At 72.1% G+C, this 21199-nt stretch carries 15 protein-coding genes; 8 read left to right on the forward strand and 7 right to left on the reverse strand.

What is annotated here, in order from left to right; all coding sequences use genetic code 11:
• Positions 1–61: 61 nt before the first annotated feature.
• Positions 62–823, reverse strand: coding sequence for a calcium-binding protein (locus ACZ6AA_RS29515; RefSeq protein WP_468456682.1), 762 nt, complete (start codon positions 821–823; stop codon positions 62–64).
• A gap of 422 nt (positions 824–1245) precedes the next feature.
• On the opposite strand from ACZ6AA_RS29515, the gene ACZ6AA_RS29520 reads away from it, so the two are divergent.
• The 7 genes from ACZ6AA_RS29520 (at position 1246) to ACZ6AA_RS29550 (ending at position 8585) form a co-directional block, all read left to right on the forward strand.
• Positions 1246–3075, forward strand: coding sequence for a PP2C family protein-serine/threonine phosphatase (locus ACZ6AA_RS29520; protein WP_471460850.1), 1830 nt, complete (start codon positions 1246–1248; stop codon positions 3073–3075).
• Positions 3076–3194: 119 nt separating this feature from the next.
• On the forward strand, positions 3195–3674 hold the full coding sequence (locus ACZ6AA_RS29525) for a hypothetical protein (protein WP_468456686.1): 480 nt from the start codon (positions 3195–3197) through the stop codon (positions 3672–3674).
• Between the two features lie 135 nt (positions 3675–3809).
• Entirely contained in the window at positions 3810–4160 is a 351-nt protein-coding gene (locus ACZ6AA_RS29530) for an STAS domain-containing protein (RefSeq protein WP_468456688.1), read from the forward strand.
• Entirely contained in the window at positions 4157–4648 is a 492-nt protein-coding gene (locus tag ACZ6AA_RS29535; RefSeq protein ID WP_468456690.1) for an ATP-binding protein, read from the forward strand. Before ACZ6AA_RS29530 ends, ACZ6AA_RS29535 begins: the two co-directional genes overlap by 4 nt.
• A 125-nt stretch (positions 4649–4773) precedes the next feature.
• On the forward strand, positions 4774–5988 hold the full coding sequence (locus tag ACZ6AA_RS29540; RefSeq protein WP_468456692.1) for a cobalamin B12-binding domain-containing protein: 1215 nt from the start codon (positions 4774–4776) through the stop codon (positions 5986–5988).
• A gap of 133 nt (positions 5989–6121) precedes the next feature.
• Positions 6122–7573 carry a hypothetical protein gene (locus ACZ6AA_RS29545; RefSeq protein WP_468484052.1) on the forward strand — a complete coding sequence of 484 codons (1452 nt, stop codon included), beginning with the start codon at positions 6122–6124 and terminating at the stop codon, positions 7571–7573.
• Between the two features lie 133 nt (positions 7574–7706).
• On the forward strand, positions 7707–8585 hold the full coding sequence (locus ACZ6AA_RS29550) for an RNA polymerase sigma factor SigF (RefSeq protein WP_468456695.1): 879 nt from the start codon (positions 7707–7709) through the stop codon (positions 8583–8585).
• A gap of 251 nt (positions 8586–8836) precedes the next feature.
• On the opposite strand, the gene ACZ6AA_RS29555 is transcribed toward ACZ6AA_RS29550, so the two are convergent.
• The 5 genes from ACZ6AA_RS29555 to ACZ6AA_RS29575 form a co-directional block, all read right to left on the reverse strand.
• On the reverse strand, positions 8837–9250 hold the full coding sequence (locus ACZ6AA_RS29555; RefSeq protein WP_471460859.1) for an ATP-binding protein: 414 nt from the start codon (positions 9248–9250) through the stop codon (positions 8837–8839).
• 111 nt (positions 9251–9361) lie between these two features.
• Positions 9362–10207 (reverse strand): chymotrypsin family serine protease, encoded by an 846-nt coding sequence (locus ACZ6AA_RS29560; protein WP_468456699.1) that lies wholly within the window; start codon positions 10205–10207, stop codon positions 9362–9364.
• A 10-nt stretch (positions 10208–10217) separates the two neighbouring features.
• Positions 10218–14351, reverse strand: coding sequence for a hypothetical protein (locus tag ACZ6AA_RS29565; protein ID WP_471460862.1), 4134 nt, complete (start codon positions 14349–14351; stop codon positions 10218–10220).
• Positions 14352–14353: 2 nt separating this feature from the next.
• On the reverse strand, positions 14354–18061 hold the full coding sequence (locus ACZ6AA_RS29570; protein ID WP_471460865.1) for a serine/threonine-protein kinase: 3708 nt from the start codon (positions 18059–18061) through the stop codon (positions 14354–14356).
• Between the two features lie 652 nt (positions 18062–18713).
• Entirely contained in the window at positions 18714–19187 is a 474-nt protein-coding gene (locus ACZ6AA_RS29575; RefSeq protein ID WP_468456705.1) for a MarR family winged helix-turn-helix transcriptional regulator, read from the reverse strand.
• A 124-nt stretch (positions 19188–19311) separates the two neighbouring features.
• Here ACZ6AA_RS29575 and gap point away from each other — a divergent pair, with 124 nt between their 5' ends.
• Positions 19312–20316 carry a type I glyceraldehyde-3-phosphate dehydrogenase gene (gene gap, locus ACZ6AA_RS29580; RefSeq protein ID WP_471460868.1) on the forward strand — a complete coding sequence of 335 codons (1005 nt, stop codon included), beginning with the start codon at positions 19312–19314 and terminating at the stop codon, positions 20314–20316.
• Positions 20317–20419: 103 nt separating this feature from the next.
• Here the strand turns inward: gap and ACZ6AA_RS29585 are convergent, their stop codons facing one another.
• Positions 20420–20947 (reverse strand): hypothetical protein, encoded by a 528-nt coding sequence (locus ACZ6AA_RS29585; protein ID WP_468456709.1) that lies wholly within the window; start codon positions 20945–20947, stop codon positions 20420–20422.
• Between the last annotated feature and the right edge of the window lie 252 nt (positions 20948–21199).

A 21199-nucleotide genomic window follows, 5' to 3' on the forward strand; every position in this document is an offset into this window, starting at 1 on the left:
CGCGTGGATCCACGCGCACCCGGCGATCGCCGAGTGTGCTACAGCCGAGTGATCAGAGTGATCAGATCACGTCGACGGCGTCGCCGGTGGCGCTCACCGACGACGTCGTCGTGTTGCCGGCGAAGGTCCAGCGGTAGGAGCCGTCGACGGAGGCCTTGACCGTGGTCTTCAGGTTGCCCTTGTTGTCGGTCTTCACGGTCTTCACCGCGGTGTAGGTCGTGGCGCCCTTCTTCTTGAACTCCAGCTTCGCGGACTGGCCGCTGTAGCCCGCGTACTTGCTGGTCTCCCAGTTCGCACGGGTCAGCGCGCCGGAGACGGTGAGGGTCTTGCCCTTCTTGATCGGCTCGGGCGAGGCGTTCGCCGTGAGCTTGGCCTGGCGCTGGACCTTGAAGGAACCGGCCTTCTCCGCCAGGATGCTGTCGATGTCGTTCGCCGTCACCAGGGTGTCGACGTACCACGTGCCGGCCGGGCCGTTGTTGAAGAAGTCCGTGTCCGGGTCGAGCGTGAACTTCGCCGTGCAGGTCGACGTCGTCGTGCTGTCCGCCACGCACTTCGGGTTGCCCTGCGGCAGGGCAACGCCGTTGCCGGGGCCGAACAGCGTGACGTCGGCGGACTCGATGCCCGAGTCGTCCGACGCGGTCACCGAGACGGTGAAGGTCTTGCCGGCGGTGGTGCCGAGGACGACCGGCTTGCCGCCGTTCACGACGACCTTGTCGATGGTGACTTCGCCGGCCGGCGCGGCCACGGCGCCGGGCGCGGCGAAGCCCGCCGCTGCCACGGCCAGGGCCGAGCCGAGCATGGCGACGCGAGTGCGGTGTCGCATGGATCCCCCCACGGGATGATGCCGGGTCAGAAGCGGTGCCCGGCGAGAGAGTTGTGAACGGGATGACAATACGGTCTTCACGGCATCTCCATCATTGTGTTGATCACCACGCGTGTCGCGTGCAACCTTTCGGGCTGCGGAATGTCAAAACTCGAAGGAGTTTTCGGGCTGTCGCCCGAAGTGATCATTCCGTCACCGCGGGGCGCGGTGAGTACGCCGGAGCCCACGCGCAAGGATTGTGCGAAGCGCTCATCTGGAGGATCGTCGGCCCTCCATGGTGCGGGAGCGTGCGGCCGTGCCGCGGCCGCTCCGGGACCGTGCCGGGCCGTTCGGCGACCCACAGGCGCGCGGTCGTTCAATGATCCAAGGGGTGACGAGAGGGTGAGGGGAATTCGTGCCCACGAGGCACGGCGTTCCGGTACGTGAGGCGAGACACCAGGGCCCCGACGGAGCGGTCCGCCGCGCGGGCGGTGACCGCCGCCCTGCAGTCCGCGCCGTGGCCCCTGCTCCTCGCCGGGGCCGACGGACGCGTCCGGTGGGTCAACACCGCGGCGACCGCCCTGCTCCCCGGCGTCGGAGCCGGCACCTCCCTGGCGCGGCACGCCCCGTCCTGGCTCGCCGACGCACACGCGCGCCGCGACCGTGAGGCCGCCGGGGCGGTGGCCGGGCGTACCGTGCGGGCCGAGGCGACCGCGGCGGACGACACCGAGGGCGTGCTGTGGTGGCTGCGTGACGACCCCGAGCCGCACGCCGGGCGGGAGCGCGCCCGCTTCCTCGCCGATGTCTCCGACGAACTGTTCGCCCGCCTCAACCCCCAGGAGTGCAGGGGGAGTACGGCTCTGCTCGCCGCGCGGCACCTCGCCGACGCGGCCGTGGTCGTCGGCGCGGGCCGGGGCGCGCGCCCGCCGATGGCCGCCGCCCGGCGCGACGGGCAGGCCACGCACGGGCGGCTCCCGGGTGACCCGGCCGAGGTGCCGGGGCTCGCGGAGGCGTTGCAGGGGTTTCCGCCCGTTCCCGCACGCTGGCTGGACCCGGCGGCTCTGCCGTCGTGGATGCTGCCCGAGGCGTTTGAGGGGTGGGGTTCGGGGGCTGGGTCGGGTTCTGCGGGTGGGCCGGGCTCCGCCGGTGACCTGGGTATTGCGGGTGGGCCGAGTTCCGAAGCTGGTCCGGACTCCCCGGATGGTCCGAGTTCCGCGGATGGTCCGAGTTCCGCGGACGGTTCGGCCTCCCCGGGCAATCCGCTCCCGCCCGCGGGCTCCCACCCCTACGACGGTCCCGACTCCGCCACCGCGCCCGGCGGTTCCGAGATCCCGGGCGCGCTCATGGTCACGCCGCTGCCGGGGCGCGGCACTCCTCTCGGTGCGCTGGTCCTGATGCGCCGGGCGGGGGCGGAGCCCTTCACCGAGGACGACGAGGCCCTCGCCCGCCTCTTCGCGGTGCGTGCCGCGGCCGCCCTGTCCGCCGCGACGCTGCACACCGAGCAGACGGCCGTCGCCGCACTGCTCACCCAGGACACGCTCCGGCCCGGGCCGCGCCGCGTCGACGGCGTGGAGTTCGCGGTCGGACACCGCCCCGCGGACGGTGAACTCGGCGTCGGCGGCGACTTCGTCGACATCAGCACCGCGTCCGAGGCGGGCGGCGAGACCCACGTGGTCCTCGGCGACGTATGCGGCAAAGGCCTGGAGGCCGCCGCCCTGACCGGCAGGATCCGCACCACCCTGCGGGCCCTGCACCTGCTCGAACCGGACCACCAGCGGCTGCTGCGCGCGCTGAACGCCGCCCTGCTCGGCGCCGACCACAGCCGCTTCGCGACCCTCGTGCTCGCCTCGGTCCGCCGTCGCGGCAGCGCCGTCGCCCTCCGCCTGACCAGCGCCGGGCATCCGCCACCGCTCATCGTGCGGCGCGACGGGACCGTCCTTGCCGCCCCGACCCACGGCACCCTCATCGGCGCCCTGCCCGAGGTGTTCACGCAGTCGTACGAGACGACGCTGCGCCCTGGGGAAGCCTGCCTGCTGTACTCCGACGGCGTCACCGAGGCCAAGGGCGGCCCGCTCGGGACCGACCAGTTCGGAGAGGAACGGCTGCGGGCGGCGCTCGCTGAGTGCGCCGGGCATCCGCCGGAGGCGATCGCCGAGCGGGTGCAGATGCTCGTCGCCGACTGGCTCGGCGGGCGCCGGCACGACGACATCGGCCTGGTGGTCATCGCCGTACCGCGTCGTCGTACCCACCTCACCGCGGCCCCTGCCCTGTGAGTCAGGGTGAACTCCTGGGGGCCGTGCGCCCTGTGGCACCGCTGTGACAGGAGGAGTGGCTTCCGCCACAGCCTGCCGGGTGCGGGGCTGGTGAGGTGAGCCCATGCCGAGGAGAGGAGGTGAGGCGCGTGCTGGTGGGTTTCGGTGTGCCCGCGGTCTGTGCCATCGGCGCGCTGATCGCTGCCGCGGGCGTCGTCGCGATGGCGCTTCCCGGGCGGCCCGAGCCCTGGCCGGTGCACCTGTTGCGCCGTGCGGCGGGGATGGCCGCCTGTGCGGCCGCGTCCGTCTACTCCCTGGGGTTCTTCGCCGTGCTGACGGCCGACGTGGCGGTCGGCGACGGCGCGAACTCGGTGCCGACTCCGGTCTGCCATGACGGCTTCGACGAGGAGACGGTCCGAAGCTTCTCCCACGCCCGGTCCTCGTACCTGCCCCTGGGCTTCGACTGTGTCCGCGACGACGGCACCGCCTACTCCAGCGACGCCGACTACGTGTGGATGAACTGGGTGACGCTGTCCCTCGCGCTGTGCGCCGTGCTGCTCGCCGTCGGCGCGGGCCATGTGGGGGAGTTCCGGGCCCGGCGGGCCGACGTGACGACATGATGAGACCGCCCCGACGTGCTGAAACGTTGCGGCGCGCCAAGCGGAAGAGGCCCCACCGCCAGACATGAATTCGACGGGTCCCCCATGGGGGGATGGTTGGGGTGGGACCGCGTCCGACGGGTCGAGACTGTCGGCATGCAGTGGACGCATGATGATGCGGCGACTCAGTGCTCGGTCGAAGTTCACGCCGACAAGAGACGTGGGGTGCGGGTGGTGGCGGTGGTCGGCGAGATGGACGTCGAGTACGAGCCGGACATCGAACTGGCCCTGGAGGCAACACCTTTGACGCTCCGTCTGGTCCTGGACCTGACCCGGCTCGAATTCGCGGACTCCACGCTGCTCAACATCCTCATCCGCACCCACCGCAGACGCGACCTGCGGATCCTCGGCCCGATTCCCGTGCAACTGCGCGAACTGCTGCGGGTGACAGGCACTCTCGGGTACTTCCACGTGTGCGACTCCCTGGAGGAGGCGTGCGCGCCATGACCCACTCCCCGGACGTGACCGCGCGCGACGCGGCCCGCGGCGTCACGACGCCGTGCCCGCTGTGCGACCGGGCGACGGTTCAGGGGGCATGGTGCCCCACGGCCGGAGACCGTCCCGCGCTCCTCGCGGTCGACGCCGAGGACTGCGGCATCGGCGGGGCCCGCCGGGCCGCCCGCGCCTTCGCCGCCGTACGCTGCCCCGGCGTCGACGCCGGCGATGTGGCGCTCGTCGTGTCGGAGCTGTGCACCAACTCCTTCAGGCATGCCACGGGTTGGTGGCGGCTGCGGCTGCACGGGCACCGCGACGGCCTGATCGCGGACATCGACGACGCCAGCGAGCAGCCGCCCGTGCCGCGCCTCCCCGACACCCACGACGGCACCGGCGGCATGGGCATGCTGCTCGCCGCCACGCTCACGACGACGCTCGACGTGTACGTGTACGACGGCGGGAAGACCGTCCGCGTCACATGGAAGGCGCCCCGCGACTGACGTGCCCCCGCCGGGCCCCGCCCCGGCCCACTCCCGGATCCCACTCCCGGGTCCTGGCCCCGACCCGAGAACCCGCCCGGCCCCGCCCCGACCCGGCGGTCCGCCACCCCCGCTGGAGGTCCCCGATGACACCCACGGCCACCACCCCCGAAGACCAGGCAGCCCCCTGGGTCACCGCACTCTGGCACGCGGTCATGGCAGGCGACGAGTCCACCGCCACCGACACCGCCCGCGCCGCACTCCGGGGCGGCCTCGACGCCGAAAGCGTGCTCCTGGACGTGATCGGCGCCGTGCAGCGGCGCGTGGGCGAGGAATGGGCCGTCAACAAGCTGACCGTCGCCCAGGAGCACGCCGCGACCGCCATCAACGAACGCGTTGTCGCGGCACTCTCCCGACCGCCCGACGAGGCCCCCGCCCCGTACCGCCCCGGCGAGACATCCGCCACGCCCCGGCTCGGCGGACCACCGGCCGCACACCCCCACGATGCCCTGCCCGGCACCAGAACAGCCTCCGACACCCACGCACCCTCCGGCGCCCGAACTCCTTCCGGCACACCCGCGCACGCACGCATCACCGTCGCCTGCGTGGACGGCGAGTGGCACGCCCTGCCCGCCCGGCTCCTCGCCGAAGTCCTCACCCTGCGCGGCTGGCGCGTCGACTTCCTGGGCGCGCAGGTCCCCACCGCGCACCTCATCGCCCATCTGCACCACACCGGCGCCGACGCGGTGGCCCTGTCCGGCTCCCTCGCGACCCGGCTGCCCACCGCCCACGCCGCGATATCCGCCTGCCGGGCCGCCGGAGTGCCGGTCCTCGCGGGCGGCGCCGCCTTCGGGCCCGGCGGACGCCACGCCGAGCTGCTCGGCGCCGACCTCTGGGCCGGGGACGCCCGCACCGCCGCCGCACGGCTCACCGAGGGCCCGCCGCGGCGGCCCACCGGCCCCCCGTTCACCCACGAGCCGCTGAAGCACCTCCTCGACCAGGAGTACACGCTGATCAGCCGCTCGGCACCCCAACTCGTCCGGGCGACCCTCAACGGACTGCGCTCCCGCTTCCCCGCCCTCCTCGACTACACCGAAGCCCAGTACCAGCACACCGCCGACGACGTCGCCCAGATCGTCGCCTTCCTCGCCGCCGCCCTCTACGTCGACGACTCCGGCCTGTTCGCCGCCTTCGGGCGCTGGACCGCCGCCGTCCTCGCCGCACGCCACGTACCGGTGGAGTCGCTGCTGCACGCACTCGACGTCCTCAGCGCCGAGGTCCGCGACTTCCCGCGCGCCGCCGCGATGATCCGCGAGGCGCACGAGGCGGTGCGGACCTCGGCGGGTGGGACGGGGAAGTGACGACGGCGTGCGAACAGCCGTCCGCCGCGCTCCCGGCCCCGCGCCCCTAGCCACCGCGGCCCCGACCGAGCATGCTGCGTGCACGGCATCCGCCACCGGCTCGACGGAGACCACCACCGGCTCGGGGGAACGCATGAGCAGTTCCGAGAACGACCCGGAAGGCACCGCGCCCCGCTGGGCGATCCAGTTCGACGCGGACGGCGGCGAGGCGGACGGCGAGCAGTGCGCGCGGGTCGCGGACGCCGCACGCGCGGCGGGCGTCCGCGACCTGGTGCTCCTCGCGCACACCGCCCATAACGACGCCGAGACCACCGCCGACGTCGACGCCCGATTCCGCGCCCTGTTCACCGACGGGGCCGAGGCCGACGGCGTGGGCTTCGTGAGCGTGCACTGGCCCGGCATGCGGTTCGCGCCGGAGCCGCGGCTCACCGACGCCACCGAGTCCGCGCTCCGCCGCACGTTCCCCGGCCAGGACGGCCTCATCGCGGAGCTGCGCTCCCTCGTGGACGAACGGCCGCGCCAGTTCAGCGCCGTCGACGACGTGGGCATGCTGCTGCGGCGCCTCGTCGAGGAACCCCTGCACGCCCCTGCCGCCGCCTACGCCACCGACATGGGCGACGAACTGCTGCCCCAGTCCGACCCGGCGATGCTGTTCGACAGCTCCGCGCACGTCTGCGAAGGCTTCGCCCACGCCCTGGAACAGGCCCAGGAGGAGGCGGAGCGCGCCGAGCAGCGCCCCGAGCGGATCCAGGAGCCGGGGCGGGGCACCGAGGCGCCCACGGTGTCGAAGTCCGGAACGCTCACGGAGGCCGAGACCGCGGGCCCGCGCCCCGCCGACGCCCCCACCGACTGGCTCGCCCGCCCCGACCCCCTCACGCCCAGCACCCGCCCCTTCGGATCCGCGGAGTCCGCGCGCGCCCTCGACCGGCTGTGGGACGGCGCGCACCAACTCCTGTGCCAGGCCGTCTCGTACGCCGTCAGGCGGCGCGCCGGAATGATCGGCGAGACCGGGCTCGCCCCCGCCCTCGGACAGCTCACCGAAGCCCTGCCCGACACGCGCATCCATCTCGTCGGCCACGGCGCCGGGGCCCGGCTCGTCGCGTACGCCGCCCAAGGGCTCAAGACGGAGGCGGGCAGGCCCGCCTCCGTGACGCTGCTTCAGGCCGCGCTGTCCCACTTCGCGTTCGCCGCCCACCTGCCGCAGCAGATGCGCGGTGGCGGCGCGCTCGCCGGGGTGGCACAGAGTGTCGCGGGGCCGGTGGTGTGCGCGTACTCGCACCACGACCTGGAGCTCGGCCTGCTGTTCCCGCTGGCCTCCCGCATGCTCGGCGAGTCGCCCTCCCTGGTGGGGGCCGACCGGCTCTGGGGCGCGCTCGGTTACGACGGGGTGCAGGGCGTCGAGGGCTGCCCCACCCTCACCCTCGCCGACGCGCTCACCGAGGACGCCCTGCCCAGCTCGGGATACGTCAGCGTCGACGCCTCCGCGGTCGTCCGCGGCGGAGTGCCGCCGCAGGGCGCGCACTTCGACGTGTTCCATTCCGAGCTCGCCCGCCTGGTCCTCGCCGCGGGCCGTGTCGAGAGGTAGCTCACAGAGAGGTGCACGGGTCAATTCCGGATCGTGAGGTGTGGGACCGGGAGGGAGGGGCAGACGCGTCTTGAGTCCCCGGATCGTGACACGGGGTGCCGTCGAGAGAAGGGTGGATGGTGTGGCTGCCGCGATGGGTGCATGCAGGCCGACAGTGTCCGGGATCCGGTCGACGAGGGCCGAGGCCTGCGTGGAGGGAGAACTGCCACTGATCGAAGCACCGTCTACCGTGGAGCCGCACAACGCGCGGGTGCTCTCCCGACAGTTCTTCGACCGTCTCGCCGTTCTCGAAGAGGGCACGCACGACCACCAGTACGTGCGCAACACGCTGATCGAGATGAATCTCTCGCTCGTGCGCTACGCCGCCTCGCGCTACCGGGGCCGCGGCGACGACATGGAGGACATCGTCCAGGTCGGCACGATCGGCCTGATCAAGGCCATCGACCGGTTCGACCTGACGCGCGAGGTGGAGTTCGCCACCTTCGCCGTCCCCTACATCGTCGGCGAGATAAAGCGCTTCTTCCGCGACACCAGCTGGGCCGTGCACGTGCCGCGCCGGCTCCAGGAAGCGCGCATCGAACTGGTCAAGGCCACCGAGGAGCTGGCGACCCGGCTCGACCGGGACCCGACCACCGCCGAGCTCGCCGAGCTGATGTCCCTGTCCGAGGAAGAGGTCATCGAGGCCCGCAAGGCCTCCAACGGCTACACCTCGACGTCCCTCAACGCCGCGCTGCTCATGGGCGGCGGCAACGACGACGGCGAGGCGGCCCTCGCCGACTTCATCGGCGAGGAGGACGCGGCGTACGAACTCGTCGAGGACTTCAACAGCCTGGCCCCGCTCATCGGTGAACTCTCCGACCGCGACCGGGAGATCATCCACATGCGTTTCGTGGAGGAACTGACCCAGGGCGAGATCGGCGAGCGCCTCGGCGTCTCCCAAATGCAGGTGTCCCGTCTCCTCAAGCGCATCCTCGGCCGCCTGCGCGCGGGCCTGATGCCGGCCGGGGTCTGACCCGCTCCGGCCTGGGAACAGCGGCGCGACCCGACAGGATCGATCCCATCTGTCCCGCAGGTCGATCCCGCAGGATAGATCCCGCTCATCCGGGAACCCGGCCCGTGGCGAGTCCACCGGCCGGGCTGCTCCCGGGAGAGTTCGGAGGTGAGCTCCCTGCCTCTGCCCCCGCAGCCGGATGCGGGGGCAGAGGCATAGCTGTGCCAACGCTGGGTCCGTGTCAACGCTGGGTCAGGGAACGCCGGTAGCGCTCACCGCCCCTCGGCCCCCGGCTGCGGCACCGTCGCCCAGACGTTCTTGCCTCCGGGGCGCCACTCCACCCGCACGCCCTCGGTGAGGCCGCGGACCAGATGCAGGCCGAAGCCGCCGGGGCGGGCCGGGTCGAGTGGCAGGGTGCGCGGCGGCCGGTTGCCGGCGTCGCGGACCGAGACGGTGAGGCCCCGGTCGTGGTGGCTGAGCCTGAGGCCGGTCACCCCGCGGGCGTGCTGCAGGGCGTTGGTCACCAGTTCCGACACCACGACCAGGACGGCGTCCCGGTGTCTCTCGTCGTCGTAGCCCGCCGCCGCCATGAAATCCCGTGCCATCGCACGGGCCTGCGCCGCCGACGTCGGCGCGTCCCGACTCCACTCCCGGCACACCCGCTGCTCCCCTGGGGAGTGCACCATGGCAACCTCCCGTCGCTCTGCGGCTCCTGGACACCGTTCGCTTGCCCGGATCCGCCGCCCGTACGCGGGTGTCACCCAAGTGGCCGACAGTGGACGGCCTGAGGCGTGGAGCTAGCCGCAGTCGGACCGGGGCGTCGGTGGTGTCGTGTTCCCCGAGTCCGCCTCCTGCGACGTCAGCACCTGGACCCTCAGGAAGCACTCGACCTGCTTCACGGTGTGGAAGAGGACCATGTCGTCCGGCCCTGTCGGGTTCTGTTTGCCACCGGCGACGAACAGTCCGACGAGCAACGCGCCGTGCACCGGGTGTCCGTCGATCACCGTGTCGATCGGTACGAACACCGGCGCGCCCGAGTCGCCGAAGTCCGAGATCGTCTGGCCGCCCTTCACCGCGCGGGCGAGCCCCTTGGTGCACCGCTTCGGGGGATCCTTCTCGCACTCCACGCCGTCGCTGAGGTGCCGGACCGTGATGTCGCACACCAGCTTGGTGATGTTCCCGCTGATACACACGCTGGACCCCTGGGCCGGGGCGTCGACCTTGCCGAGCACCCGGCGGGCGACCGGTGAGCCGGCCGGGCCGCCGTCCGTCCAGAGGGTGGGCGCGTACGTCTGCGCACTGTCCGCCGTGCCCGTGATCAGCCCGAGGTCCGCCTTCTCCTCGAAGGCGGCCTTCGAGAACGAGCCGTACGGGTATTCGCCGGACGTCACCTTCACCCCGGTCAGGGCGTTCGAGCAGTGTCCGGCCGTGGCCATGGCGCGCTTGCCGCCGTCCCAGCGGCGCACCGTGAACCCCGACGTGCAGCCGAAGTCGCCGGTGCTGCGGTGGACGACGATGTCGGCGCCGCCCCGGTGCGGCTGCGGGTCGTTGGCCCGGCTCGCGGGCGCGCCCGAGGTGGGTGTCGACCACGTCAGAGCCATCATCAGCGCGGCCACGCAGGCCGTGATCGCCTGTCTGCGCATCCCGGTCCTCCTACAGTTCGAAGTCGAGGCGGCCGAGGAGGCCGACGGTCAGGCCGAAGTAGTCGGCGTGCACGAGGCGGCGGGCCGCCGCCACGGGCTGGCCGTTCACGGTGACGGTGTCCGTGGCGGTGTCCTTGTCGGTGCGGTACAGCTCGTACTCCTGCACCAGCAGCCGGTAGAGGGTCAGCAACTGGCCCGCGGGCGCGGGCACACCGCCGCTCCACACGAAGCCGCCCCCCTCGGCCCGGCAGACGAGGTCCACCGGGGCGGCGGCCTGCTTCCAGTCCATGTCGTCCTCGCCGAGGCTCGCCCGGCTCTGCAGGGTCACCACGACACGGCGGCTCGCCGCCGCCGCACTCGCGCCGGTGCCGCTGATCTCACCGAGTTCGTTGAACGTCGCCGGGCCCGTCAGCTTGATGTCGAGGCGATCGCCCTCCCGGCGGCCCGTGAGAGTGCGCTCCGGGAGGACCTGCGCGAACTCCGCTACCTCGACCTTCGACAGGTGCAGCGGATCGACCGAGTACGGCTGGTAGCGGGCGAGGGCGAGGCGCAGATAGGGGAAGTACGCCGCCGCACCGGCCCCCGCGCCGAAGTCCACATCGATGTCCACGTACCAGAGCTGCCGCTCCTGGTGGTACTTCGGTGTGAAGGCCACCGCGTCGACGAGGACCGGCGCGGAGTCCGGCGACTCGGCGAGGCGCAGCCCGGTGGGCCGCCGCTCCGCGTTCGGGAAGTGCGCGGCCGCCGGTTTCGGCAGCGGCGGGGTGCCCGACCAGACGGGGTCGACGCCCCAGCGGGTGGCGAGGTGATCCTTGAGGTCGGTGCCCGGATCGAGGACCACGGCGAGCATCTCGTCGTCGCCGGAGGAGTACCACGGCCGGTTGAGGTAGACCCGGAGCCCGGCCGTCGTACGCCGCTGGGTGACCGTCAGACGCTGGTGGTCCACGGTCCGCCCGCGGTGGAAGGTGGGCACGACGTACGCCACGACCGGCGGCTCGGGCCTGCGGGAACTGGGCACCGGCAGCGGGGCGTGCGTCGGGCCGACGCGGATGACCTTGCTCCGGTCCTGGGTGATGCTGGGGTGGAAGTACTCACGGAAGCGGGTGACGGCGGTCGGGGTGTAGCGGACGTTGCGGTGCCGGGTGTCGCCGAACTCGTGCGTGCGGCGGACCGGTTCCACGTCGTCGGTGTACGCCAGGGTGATGTCCTCCAGGTGCGTGTGGCCGTCGATGCGGCTGGGCGCGGCCTGGGTGACGTCGTCCAGCCACTCGCTCCAGTGCGCGTCCAGCTCGACATGACCGCTGCTCTCGGCGTGGCTGGTCAGCTCGCCCGTCAGGAGGGCGGCCGTCTTCTCGGCCTCCCGGGTGGACCCGAGGCCGTCGAGCCGCGGCGGGTGCACGGGCTTCTCCACGGCGTGCACCAGAGTCAGTTCGACCCAGGGCGTGAGCATCCAGTTCTCGCCGTCGGCGCTGGCCCGCGTCACGAAGGTCTTGTCCCGCTCCGGCAGGCCCGTCCAGAACTGCGAGCCGGTCAGCAGGTTCCACTGCCGCAGCAGCGGCAGCTTCGCCGCGTCCAGGTAGCAGCTCAGCCGGACCTTGGCGATCTCGCCCTTGGGCAGGAACACCTCGAGGACCCGCTCGATGACGCCGTCGTGCCAGTGCGGCTCCCTGGTGCCCTCCAGGATGCGCAGCTTGAACGGCTTCGCCTGCGGCCACGGCCCGGGGAAGGGGATCTTGCGGTTCTCCCGGTCGCCCGGCAGGCCGCGCAGCATGACGCCCTCGGCGAGGACGTCCGGCAGGTAGGGCAGGATCAGCTGGTCGGAGTCGTGCACCACGAACTCGCCCTGCTCCAGGCCCGCACCGCGCCGGGGCAGCGGCAGCGGGGTGACGGGCAGCGGATCGTGCACGTCGTGCTTGGCGATGTGGATGCTGTCCTCACGCAGCAGGTCGTGCTCCCGATACGGCCACTCGGGGTCGCGCACCACCGTGTCCAGGAAGGACCCGGCCTCGCGGGAGGCCACGGTGAAGTACTCCTTGCGCAGCCGCTCGGGCTTGCCCGCGCCGAACGCGGCGTCGAACACGCCGTGCTCCTCGGCCATCTGCAGGGCGGTCTTGGGCGGCGCCAGATGACGTTCGGCGATGGCCTTGTACTGCCGGTCCAGGCCGTCGACGTCGGAGTGCGCCTTGTGATCGGGGACGTTCGAGCGCCACAGGACGTACTCGTCGGTGGAGATCTCCCGGCCGTCGTCGGTGACCGTGCTGCGGATGACGAGCCGTTCGGTGGACTCGCCCTCGTTGAACGGAAGCAGGGGGAGCACCACCGGCTGCGGCACCGGCTCCCAGCGGCCGTACGTGATCGCCTCCGACTGCACGGCCTCCTGCGTACTGACCGTGTGCTCCAGGCTGTTGCCCGCGAGGTCGACGACCCGGGCCCGCATCCGGTACGTCCGGCCGTAGCGCAGCGCGGGCAGCGAGCCCGGCTCCGCGGTGAACTTCGTGTCCAGCGGCACATCCGGGGAGACCGGCGGATCGGGCTCCTCCGGAGCGTCGCCCAGGCCGATGGTGCGGCCGGGCCGGGGCGCCGCGAGGCTCCAGCCGTGCCAGCCGAACACGGCCTGGTGGCCGTACAGCTGACGGTTGTCGGCCCCGTCCTTGGTGACCACGCTGGCCCGTACGGTGCCCTCGTCGGGGCGGACCTGGATCTCGACGGGCGGCTGCCCGGGCCTGCGGATCGCGTAGCGGCCACGGCGCCGCAGCAGCGACCGCCACTGCGTCACCAGACCCGTGGCCGGGTCGACGGCGCCGATGTCCACCCGATAGCCGCGCACCAGGCTCTCGGCGGTCAGGTGGGCGTCGGCGGCCGTCGTGCGGCGGCGGACGTCGGCGCCGATCAGACCGGCCAGCTGCCGGTCCCTGTCGGTGTGCAGGAGCGTGATGCCGGAGCCCCGGGCGGCGGGGGTGCCGGTGCCCGTCACCTGCTGGGCGACCGAGCCGATGCCGGAGGGCAGGTCGCTGCTCCGCAGGCTGTCGACGGAGCGGGCGTAGTCGATGTGCTTGAGGGCCGCGCCGTCCACGTCGAGTTCGGTGAGGTGCCAGGACTCGGGGTCGCCGAGGTTCAGGACCCGGCCGGTGAGCGCCCCCGGGGTCTCCTCGGCGGCCTCGAAGACGCTGCCGCGGCTGAACCGGATCTTCGTCCAGGGGCGTTTGCCGTCGGCGTTGAGCTGGGCGTCGCCGGTGACGCCGTCGTCGAACAGCACCCGGACCTTCGCCCCGTCGGCCACCCCCGACGGCATCGTGAAGCGCAGGTCGACGACGAGGCCGAATCTGCGCTGCAGCTCCGGGTAGTCGCCGATGAGGCCGCACGCCTCGTGGAAGTCCACCCGGTGCTCGGGCTCGTCGGCGAGCGGGGCGGGTTCCTTGCCGCGCTCGTAGAACCGGGCCGCCTCGGCGAGGGGCAGCATCCGCCGCTTCTCCTCGTCGGTGTAGATGTCGCTCTGCCGGTTCATGAAGCGCGGCTCGTGCTCGGGCGCCGCCGCCCGCGGGCCGTCACCGTGCGGTTCGAGCGCCTCCTCCACGGCCGCGAACCCGGTCTGCACGTTCTGGCCGAGGTCGAGGACCTGCTGGGAGATGATGTCCGTCATCCGGTACACCGACGGGAGTTCCCAGCCGCGGTGGTCCGTCGGCGGCTCCTCGCACAGCATCCGCTCCTCGCGGGCCCAGTGCGCCCCCAGCCTGTTCCGGGTGGTGTACACGGCGACCGCCTCGTACACCCCGGTCACCTCGTCGTGCACGAGCTTGCCCGGGTACGACCGCAGGGTGCGCCGCTCGGCCGCGGCGAACGCAGTGGGATCCTCGGGCCGCCGGACGAAGGTGCTGGGGGTGAACAGGGCCTGCCACAGCGTGGCGTCGGCCGCGGGGTAGCGGCCGGTGGGCTGCCACTGCTTGACGACGGTGCCCGCGGGGCTGTCGAACTCCAGCCACAGGCCCGGCAGCAGTCGGGCGAGCTTGTCCGGCCAGTTCACGAAGTACCCGGAGCCGGCGAGCGTGTCGATCCCGGTCAGGCTGGGGCTGACGAGGACGGAGACGCGCACCGCGTCGCCCTCCACCACGCCGTCCGGGAGCACCGTCCATCGGATGCTGTCCATGGTCACGCCACCTCCGCGAAGGCCGTGCAGTAGTCGAAGACGGGGTCGACGCGCGCTCCGGTCACCGGGTCCACGTACGGGGACATCAGGTCGGTGAACGTCGGCGGGGCGATGCCCGGGGCGGCCGCGCCGCCGACGAGCGCGAACGTCGCGCCGCTCCCGGCGAACCGCTTCTCGCAGCGGATCGTCACCGACGTCTCGAAGAAGCCGATCTCGATGCTGATGGTCAGGCTGGCCCGGCCGACCGCGTAGCCGTCCTCGTAGCCCAGTTCCAGATAGAGCTCGATGGACGCCGAGACGATGCCGAGGACGTCGACCTCGCCGCGCGCCCGGAGGTAGCCGACGAGCTTGACCTTGTTGCGGGGCGAGCCGGGGCCCCCGGTCAGTTCGAGCCGGAAGTAGATCCCGGCCATCACCGACAGGCTGCCGCTGGCCACACCGAAGTTCATGGACACGGCGGCCCCGAACTCCAGGGCGGCGTCCAGGACGGCGATCTCCTTCGGGCTCAGCACGATCCCGAAGTAGCCGCCGCCGCCCAGCATCGACACGGTCAGCCGGAACGGCGCCTCGCGGCGGCAGAAGGAGAACCCGGCCTGCAGCGGTGTGTCCCCGATGAACGGCACCGAGAGCGCGGCGTTCAGGGAGAGGTTCTCCAGGCTGAAGACGCCGACGGCGGCGTTCGGCAGCTGCATGGAGAAGTTCGCGTGGATGCCCGAGCCGTCGACGGTGATCGCAGGCGGGTCGCTGAAGCCGTCCAGCGGGATGATGTTCCGCAGGGTCTGGACGAACGCCAGGTTCCCCACGAAGTCGATGCCGCCGAACTTCACCTCGACGTCGGGCTTCTGCCCGGCGCGCATGCCGAACCGGATCCGGTCGAACTTCAGGACGATCGCGTCGAAGCCGGGGACCATGCGCAACTGGAACTTGTCCAGCGTGCAGGACACGTCCGCGGCCTGGGGCACGTCCGGGCGCAGCGAGCCGCGCAGGTCGGCGACCAGCGTCAGCTTGCCGAACGGCCAGAACACGGCGTGCTCGGGGTCGGTGGGCGTCGACTTGTCCGGAGACCAGGGCTTGATGTCGGGCTGCCACTGCAGCCGGGAGTTGACGACGTCCGGCAACTTGGCGCCGAGGGCGGCGAGTTCGATCGCCTTCTTGAGGGCGAGCGCCTGGCCGACGGCGCTGTCCCAGGTGGCGGCCTGTTCGGCGATGCGAGTGAGCAGCTGCCGCACGCCGGTGTCCACGGCGGCGGGCAGGGCGACGCGCAGCGCGGTGAGCGCTTCGGAGAACGCGTTGAAGGCGTTCTCCACCTCGCTGATGGGGATCGGGTCGGGGTCCTGCTCCAGATGGCTGGTGATGAACTCGACGAGGGTCTCGGCGAACAGCGCCGCCGCGTCCGTCACCCGGATGACCTGGTCGGCGATCTCCGGGAACTGCTCCTCGACCGAGGCGAGCAGATCGCGCAGCCCGCGCAGGTCGTTGAGGAATCCCGTGACGGCGTTGACCGTCGCCGTGAAGAAGTTCGGCGCCTTGAGGTTGTCCAGGCCGATCTCGCTCATGATCTCGGTGAGCGGGAACATCCCGAACAGCTTCGCCCCGGACAGCTGCCCGAAGAAGTCCAGCGGATTGAACCGGCCCTGGGCGAGCTTGGCCCACTTGTCGATGCCGGGCCCGGCGCCCGGACGGGCGCCGAGGGCGGTGGTGGGGGTCGCGGCGACCGGGCCGGTGAGCCGGGAGAGCCCTGCCACGGGGAAGTTGGGCTGGGCGAGCGCCCCCGCCGTCTGCCCGCCGTTGCGGAACGTCAGGTCCACTGGCTCGGCCAGCTCGATGAACAGCTGCGCCTTGTTCGCCTCCGTGAAGGCGTTGGTCACGTAGGGCTCGGGATAGAACACCGACTGCGTCCGGTCGCCGCCGAAGCCGGTGGTGAACTGGCTCAGCGCGGGCACGACGGCCCGTGCCCAGCGCACCGTCGGCAGGAACCGGGGGTGTTCGGTGGCGTCAAGGGCGAGGATCGACGGTGTGGTCACGGCGCCCCAGACGAACTGGCCGGTGGGCAGCGTGGTGTCGTCGGGCTTCCGGCTCGGAGCGTACGCCACGGACTGGCCGCGTACGTCGGCGACGACCCGTCGCACGTCGGCGCTCGTGAGGTCCGGTGGCTCCGGCCGTCGCGCGTCGTCGATCAGCCCGTGGTAGTGCTGGATGATCTTCTCGACGTCGGCGGTGTTCTCGTGCACCCGTTTGCCCACGAACGCCATGGGCGTGGCGAACTCCAGGACGCGGCCGTCGACGTCGACCATGCTCACCTGGAACCGGAACGGGTCCTCTGCCAGGGTCACCGGGAAGAAGGCCAACTTGTCGTTGGGGTCGCCGCCGGTGGAGGACAGGCCCGGGATCGGCTTCGGAGGCAGCAGGTCCGGCGTGACCAGGGTGAGCAGCCGGACACTGCTGAAGGGGAAGAGCCTGCGCAGCCGCTTCTGGTCGTCGTTGTCCGCCCGCGAGCCGTACGCGCGCACCGGCTCGCGGACCATGATGAAGAACCGCTGGTTGAGGTAGGCCGCCTTGTCCGGGCGGTCGTGGTCGAACTTCCGCTCGGTGACCTTCACCAGGTCGGCGAGGTGACCGAAGGGGAAGAGCCGTCCCCGGTACATGACGCGCACGTAGTGGTCGCGGCCCATGGAGGTGCGGTGCCGCCACTGCGTGACGTCGAAGTTGGTGGGCGGCTGCTCCCACACGCCGAGCGAGTCGAGCCAGCCGCCGAGGGACGACAGGATGAGGTTGTCGACCTTCACGGGCGCGGGCGTGAAGCCGCCCGGCAGGTTGGTGTTGGAGCTCAGATGCACGACGGAGGAGCGGTCCCCGCTGGTCAGCGCCATCGTGAACTCGCTCGGGTCGTCCAGCGGGCGTGGGTCCGCGGGGTTGAAGCCGGTGTCGCGCGTCCACACCGCACGGGCGTCGCCCGCCGGCATCCGGGTGTGCCACAGCTCGATGCGGCCGTCGGGGTCGGGGAGTTCGGTGGTGTGTGTCCAGGTCGCCGTCTGGGGCGGGGACAGCAGGAGCCGGTAGGGGAGTTCGATGCCGGTACGGGGGTTGGCGGGGTCGGCCAGGGGGTTCTCGGGGCCGGGGCCGAGGGCTTCGGCTGCGGACTGCTCCGCCGGGGCGGGCGCGGAGCGCAGGCCCGCTGCGACGGGGCCGTGGGGGCCGTGCCGCGAGGAGAGTTCCGCCATGGTCCGGGCGAGGCGCAGCGCCTGGAAGACGTCGTCGGGCCGGCTGGTCATGGCCTGGCGCAGCCCCGCCGCGACGGCGGGCTCCCGGGCGGCGTCCACGACCCGCAGGGGGAGCGTCCGCATGGCGGTGAGCAGCCCGGATTCCGTGTACGGGATGACGTCCTGGGCGCCGACGGCGAAGACGAGGACGCTGCGGCCGCCGATGCGGGAGGCGACGGGCGGTGGCTTGTGCGGCTCGCTGCCGCCGGGGGCGGCCGGCGGCTCCGGTTCGGGGATGCCGGGGCTCACCTCGAAGAAGGCCTGTTCGGCGACGTGCTGGGGGCCGAACGTGACGACGAGGTAGGCCGGTTGGGCGGGGTCCTTGCGGAGCAGGCGGCGGGGTCCGACGAGAGGGCGGTCGAGGCGGAGCCCTTGGAAGAGGAAGTGAAGGTCGAGCAGGTCGCTGGCGCGCAGGAGTCGGTAGGGCTGGGGTGACGGTGGCACGGACATGCGATTCCCCCGTGGGACATTGGACGTGGGACGTCGGCCGGACCGGGGCCCACTTGAACCATGTGTCGGGCTGGAAACGTGCGACGGGCGTGGTCGGAGAGCTGCCTCAGGGCGACGGCGCAGGTGCCGACTGCCGTGCTCGGGGACGCGCTCGGTGAGATGCGAGGGCGCGGAGCCGCGTGGATCCGGAGCGGACACGTCGGCGCGCGGAGACGTGGATGACGTGAAGACGTGGCTGGGTGGGAGGCCGCCGGAGCGGATGTGCGGTGGGGCGAGTCCCGTGAGGGGGGACCGGTCCTGTGACGAGTGGTTCCCTTTTGTGCAACACGCTTTCTATCGCACGCGCGGGGCTATCGTCTCCGCCGGTTTCGGCCGACTCGCGCCGCTCGGAAGGCGTACGACCGGGGAGGTCAGACACCCGGCCACCCGCACCGGGGACCCGGGAACGCGGGCGTGCGGCAGTGCGTGTGTCTCACGGCCGCCCCGCGTCCCGCTGCGTTCGGCAACCGCTTGCCACATGCCTGCCCCCTCCCCGTGACTCCTCACTCCCAGGCTCCCTGACACCACGGGGCACATGTCTACAGGCGGCCACGCATGTCACCCCATTGGGTGAACTTGCGGATTGGCTTGGTTCCGACGGTGCGGGGCCGGATCACCGTCGGGCGCGCCCGAGTTCGGCCAGGCGGGTCAGGGCCGGCAGGGCCTCGGTGAGGGCCTGGCGCTGCTCCGGGGTGAGTTCGGCGATCAGGGGGGCCAGGTGGCGGGTCCGGTCCTCGTGGCGGGACCTGCCGATGCGGCGCCCGGCCTCGGTGATGTGGACGAGCACGGCCCTCCCGTCGCTCGGGTCGGGGTGGCGTTCCACCAGGCCGTCCCGTTCGAGGCGGGTGACGAGCTGCGTGATGCCGGGCTGGCTGACCTGCTCGGTGCGGGCCAGGTCGCTCAGGCGCAGCGGGCCGCCCCCGAAGGCGAGGGTGTCCAGGACCGACAGCGTGGTGAAGGACAGCTTCTCCAGGACCGGCAGGCGGATGTAGAAGCGGTTGAAGTTCTCCACCGCGGCGGCGAAGGCCTCCACGTCCAGACCGCCGTCGGCGCCGTCTCCCGCACTGTTCTTCATGGTGTCGTCCACTCCAAAAATATATCGCGTACTTAATTAAGTTGCTTATGATGTTCTCGTCGGCGCCGCGCGACCTCGACAGACCTTCGCACGACGGGCGCCGCACGCCTCGTAGACGCAAGAAAGGGACAGCCCCATGACTGTGCGCATAGGCATCAACGGCTTCGGCCGGATCGGCCGCAATGTCTTCCGGGCGGCGGCCGTGCGCGGAGCGGACCTGGAGATCGTCGCCCTGAACGACCTCGGTGACGTGGCCACCATGGCCCATCTGCTCGCGTACGACTCCGTTCTCGGCCGCTACCCCGGCGAGGTCACCGCCGAGCCCACGGGCATCCGCGTCGGCGACGCGACGGTGCGGGTCCTGGCCGAACGCGACCCCGCCGACCTGCCCTGGGGGAAGCTGGGCGTGGACGTGGTCATCGAGTCCACCGGCGTGTTCACCGCGGCCGCGAAGGCGCGGGCGCACGTCGACGGTGGCGCGAAGAAGGTCATCATCGCCGCCCCGGCCGACGGCGAGGACGCCACGATCGTGCTCGGCGTGAACGAGGACACGTACGACCCCGAGCGCCACACCGTCATCTCGAACGCCTCCTGCACCACCAACTGCCTTGCCCTGCTGGCCAAGGTGCTGCACGACGCCGTCGGCGTCGAATCCGGAATGATGACCACCGTCCACGCCTACACCCAGGACCAGAACCTCCAGGACGCCCCGCACAAGGACCCGCGCCGGGCCCGGGCCGCGGCCCTCAACATCGTCCCCACCTCCAGCGGTGCCGCCAAGGCCATCGGTCTGGTGCTGCCGGAACTCCAGGGCCGCCTCGACGCGTTCTCGCTGCGGGTGCCCGTTCCCACCGGCTCGGTCACCGACCTGACCGTCACGACCACGCGCGCCACCACCGTCGAGGAGGTCAACGCCGCGTACGCGGAGGCCGCAGCGGGCCCGCTCAAGGGGCTGCTCGCCGCCACCGAGGCCCCGCTCGTCAGCACCGACATCGCGGGCGACCCGGCCTCCTGCGTCTTCGACGCCGGGCTCACACGCGTCCTGGGCCCGCAGGTGAAGGTGGTCGGCTGGTACGACAACGAGTGGGGGTACGCGAACCGGCTCGTGGACCTGGCGCTCCTCGTGGGCAACGGGCTCTGACCGCACCGGAGCCGGTCCCCCGCGGTCGCGCGGCCCGCGCCCTGGGGCGGAGCTCCGGCCCGCCGCTGGGGGCAGCGGACCGGAGCGGCTTCGCGCGGGCGGATCAGTTCCAGGGGTTGGCGGGCTGGTCGTTGATCGCCGTCCAGAAGCGGGTGCCCGCGGGCACCTCGCCCTTGGCCCAGTAGCTCCAGCCGCCGGAGCTCTCCAGGTTCGGCCCGTACCGGCCGTCGTGGAACTCGGCCATCCGCCAGCCCGCGCCGAAGGTGTTCGCGCAGACGTTGTCGGCGACGGTGCGGCTGGTTAGACGGGTGCCGCGGATCGGGTTGCTCGCGGCGACGGTGCCGCGGGCCCAACCGGCGTAGAAATTGGGGGTGATGCCCGTGGGCGCGGCACTGTTGTCGATCTTCAGACACAGTACCGGGAGAGCCGTGGTGATGTCCGTGTCACCGGTGTACGCGTTGCTGAGCGGGCCGCCGCCCACCTGAACCGTGCCGCTGGGACCGTCGGACAGGAGCGTCCAGGTCATCGCCTTTCCGTTGTTGTCCGGCGCGGCCGCGGCGGGGCTCGCCGCTCCGGCGGCCACCATCAGGGCGGCGGCGCCGAGGGACAGAGCCAACTTGATCGGGCGCAAGGTTTCTCCTCACGGGTGTCACGCGAGTTACGTGCCAGGACGGTCACGGATTCTTCACGTTCTTCAGATTTTCTCCAAGGGTGAGAATGCGACATCCCTGATGTCCGGAACCGGGGCACAATGGGCTGGCGGCACGGCGCCCGCACGTCGGGGAGCGGGCTCCGTCAGGTGCGGCTGGGGGGCGTCCATGGCCAAGGGCGGGGTCGGGCCAAGAGCGTGTCAGGGCAACGGAGTCGGGCTCGGCGCGGCCGG

The organism is Streptomyces sp. NPDC040610 (assembly GCF_055594065.1).

Coding starts and splice junctions, on each gene's coding strand:
- ACZ6AA_RS29515 (WP_468456682.1), bottom strand. CDS start 823: ATGCGACACCGCACTCGCGTCGCCATGCTCGGCTCGGCCCTGGCCGTG.
- ACZ6AA_RS29530 (WP_468456688.1), top strand. CDS start 3,810: ATGCAGTGGACGCATGATGATGCGGCGACTCAGTGCTCGGTCGAAGTT.
- ACZ6AA_RS29535 (WP_468456690.1), top strand. CDS start 4,157: ATGACCCACTCCCCGGACGTGACCGCGCGCGACGCGGCCCGCGGCGTC.
- ACZ6AA_RS29540 (WP_468456692.1), top strand. CDS start 4,774: ATGACACCCACGGCCACCACCCCCGAAGACCAGGCAGCCCCCTGGGTC.
- ACZ6AA_RS29545 (WP_468484052.1), top strand. CDS start 6,122: ATGAGCAGTTCCGAGAACGACCCGGAAGGCACCGCGCCCCGCTGGGCG.
- ACZ6AA_RS29550 (WP_468456695.1), top strand. CDS start 7,707: ATGGGTGCATGCAGGCCGACAGTGTCCGGGATCCGGTCGACGAGGGCC.
- ACZ6AA_RS29555 (WP_471460859.1), bottom strand. CDS start 9,250: ATGGTGCACTCCCCAGGGGAGCAGCGGGTGTGCCGGGAGTGGAGTCGG.
- ACZ6AA_RS29560 (WP_468456699.1), bottom strand. CDS start 10,207: ATGCGCAGACAGGCGATCACGGCCTGCGTGGCCGCGCTGATGATGGCT.
- ACZ6AA_RS29565 (WP_471460862.1), bottom strand. CDS start 14,351: ATGGACAGCATCCGATGGACGGTGCTCCCGGACGGCGTGGTGGAGGGC.
- ACZ6AA_RS29570 (WP_471460865.1), bottom strand. CDS start 18,061: ATGTCCGTGCCACCGTCACCCCAGCCCTACCGACTCCTGCGCGCCAGC.
- gap (WP_471460868.1), top strand. CDS start 19,312: ATGACTGTGCGCATAGGCATCAACGGCTTCGGCCGGATCGGCCGCAAT.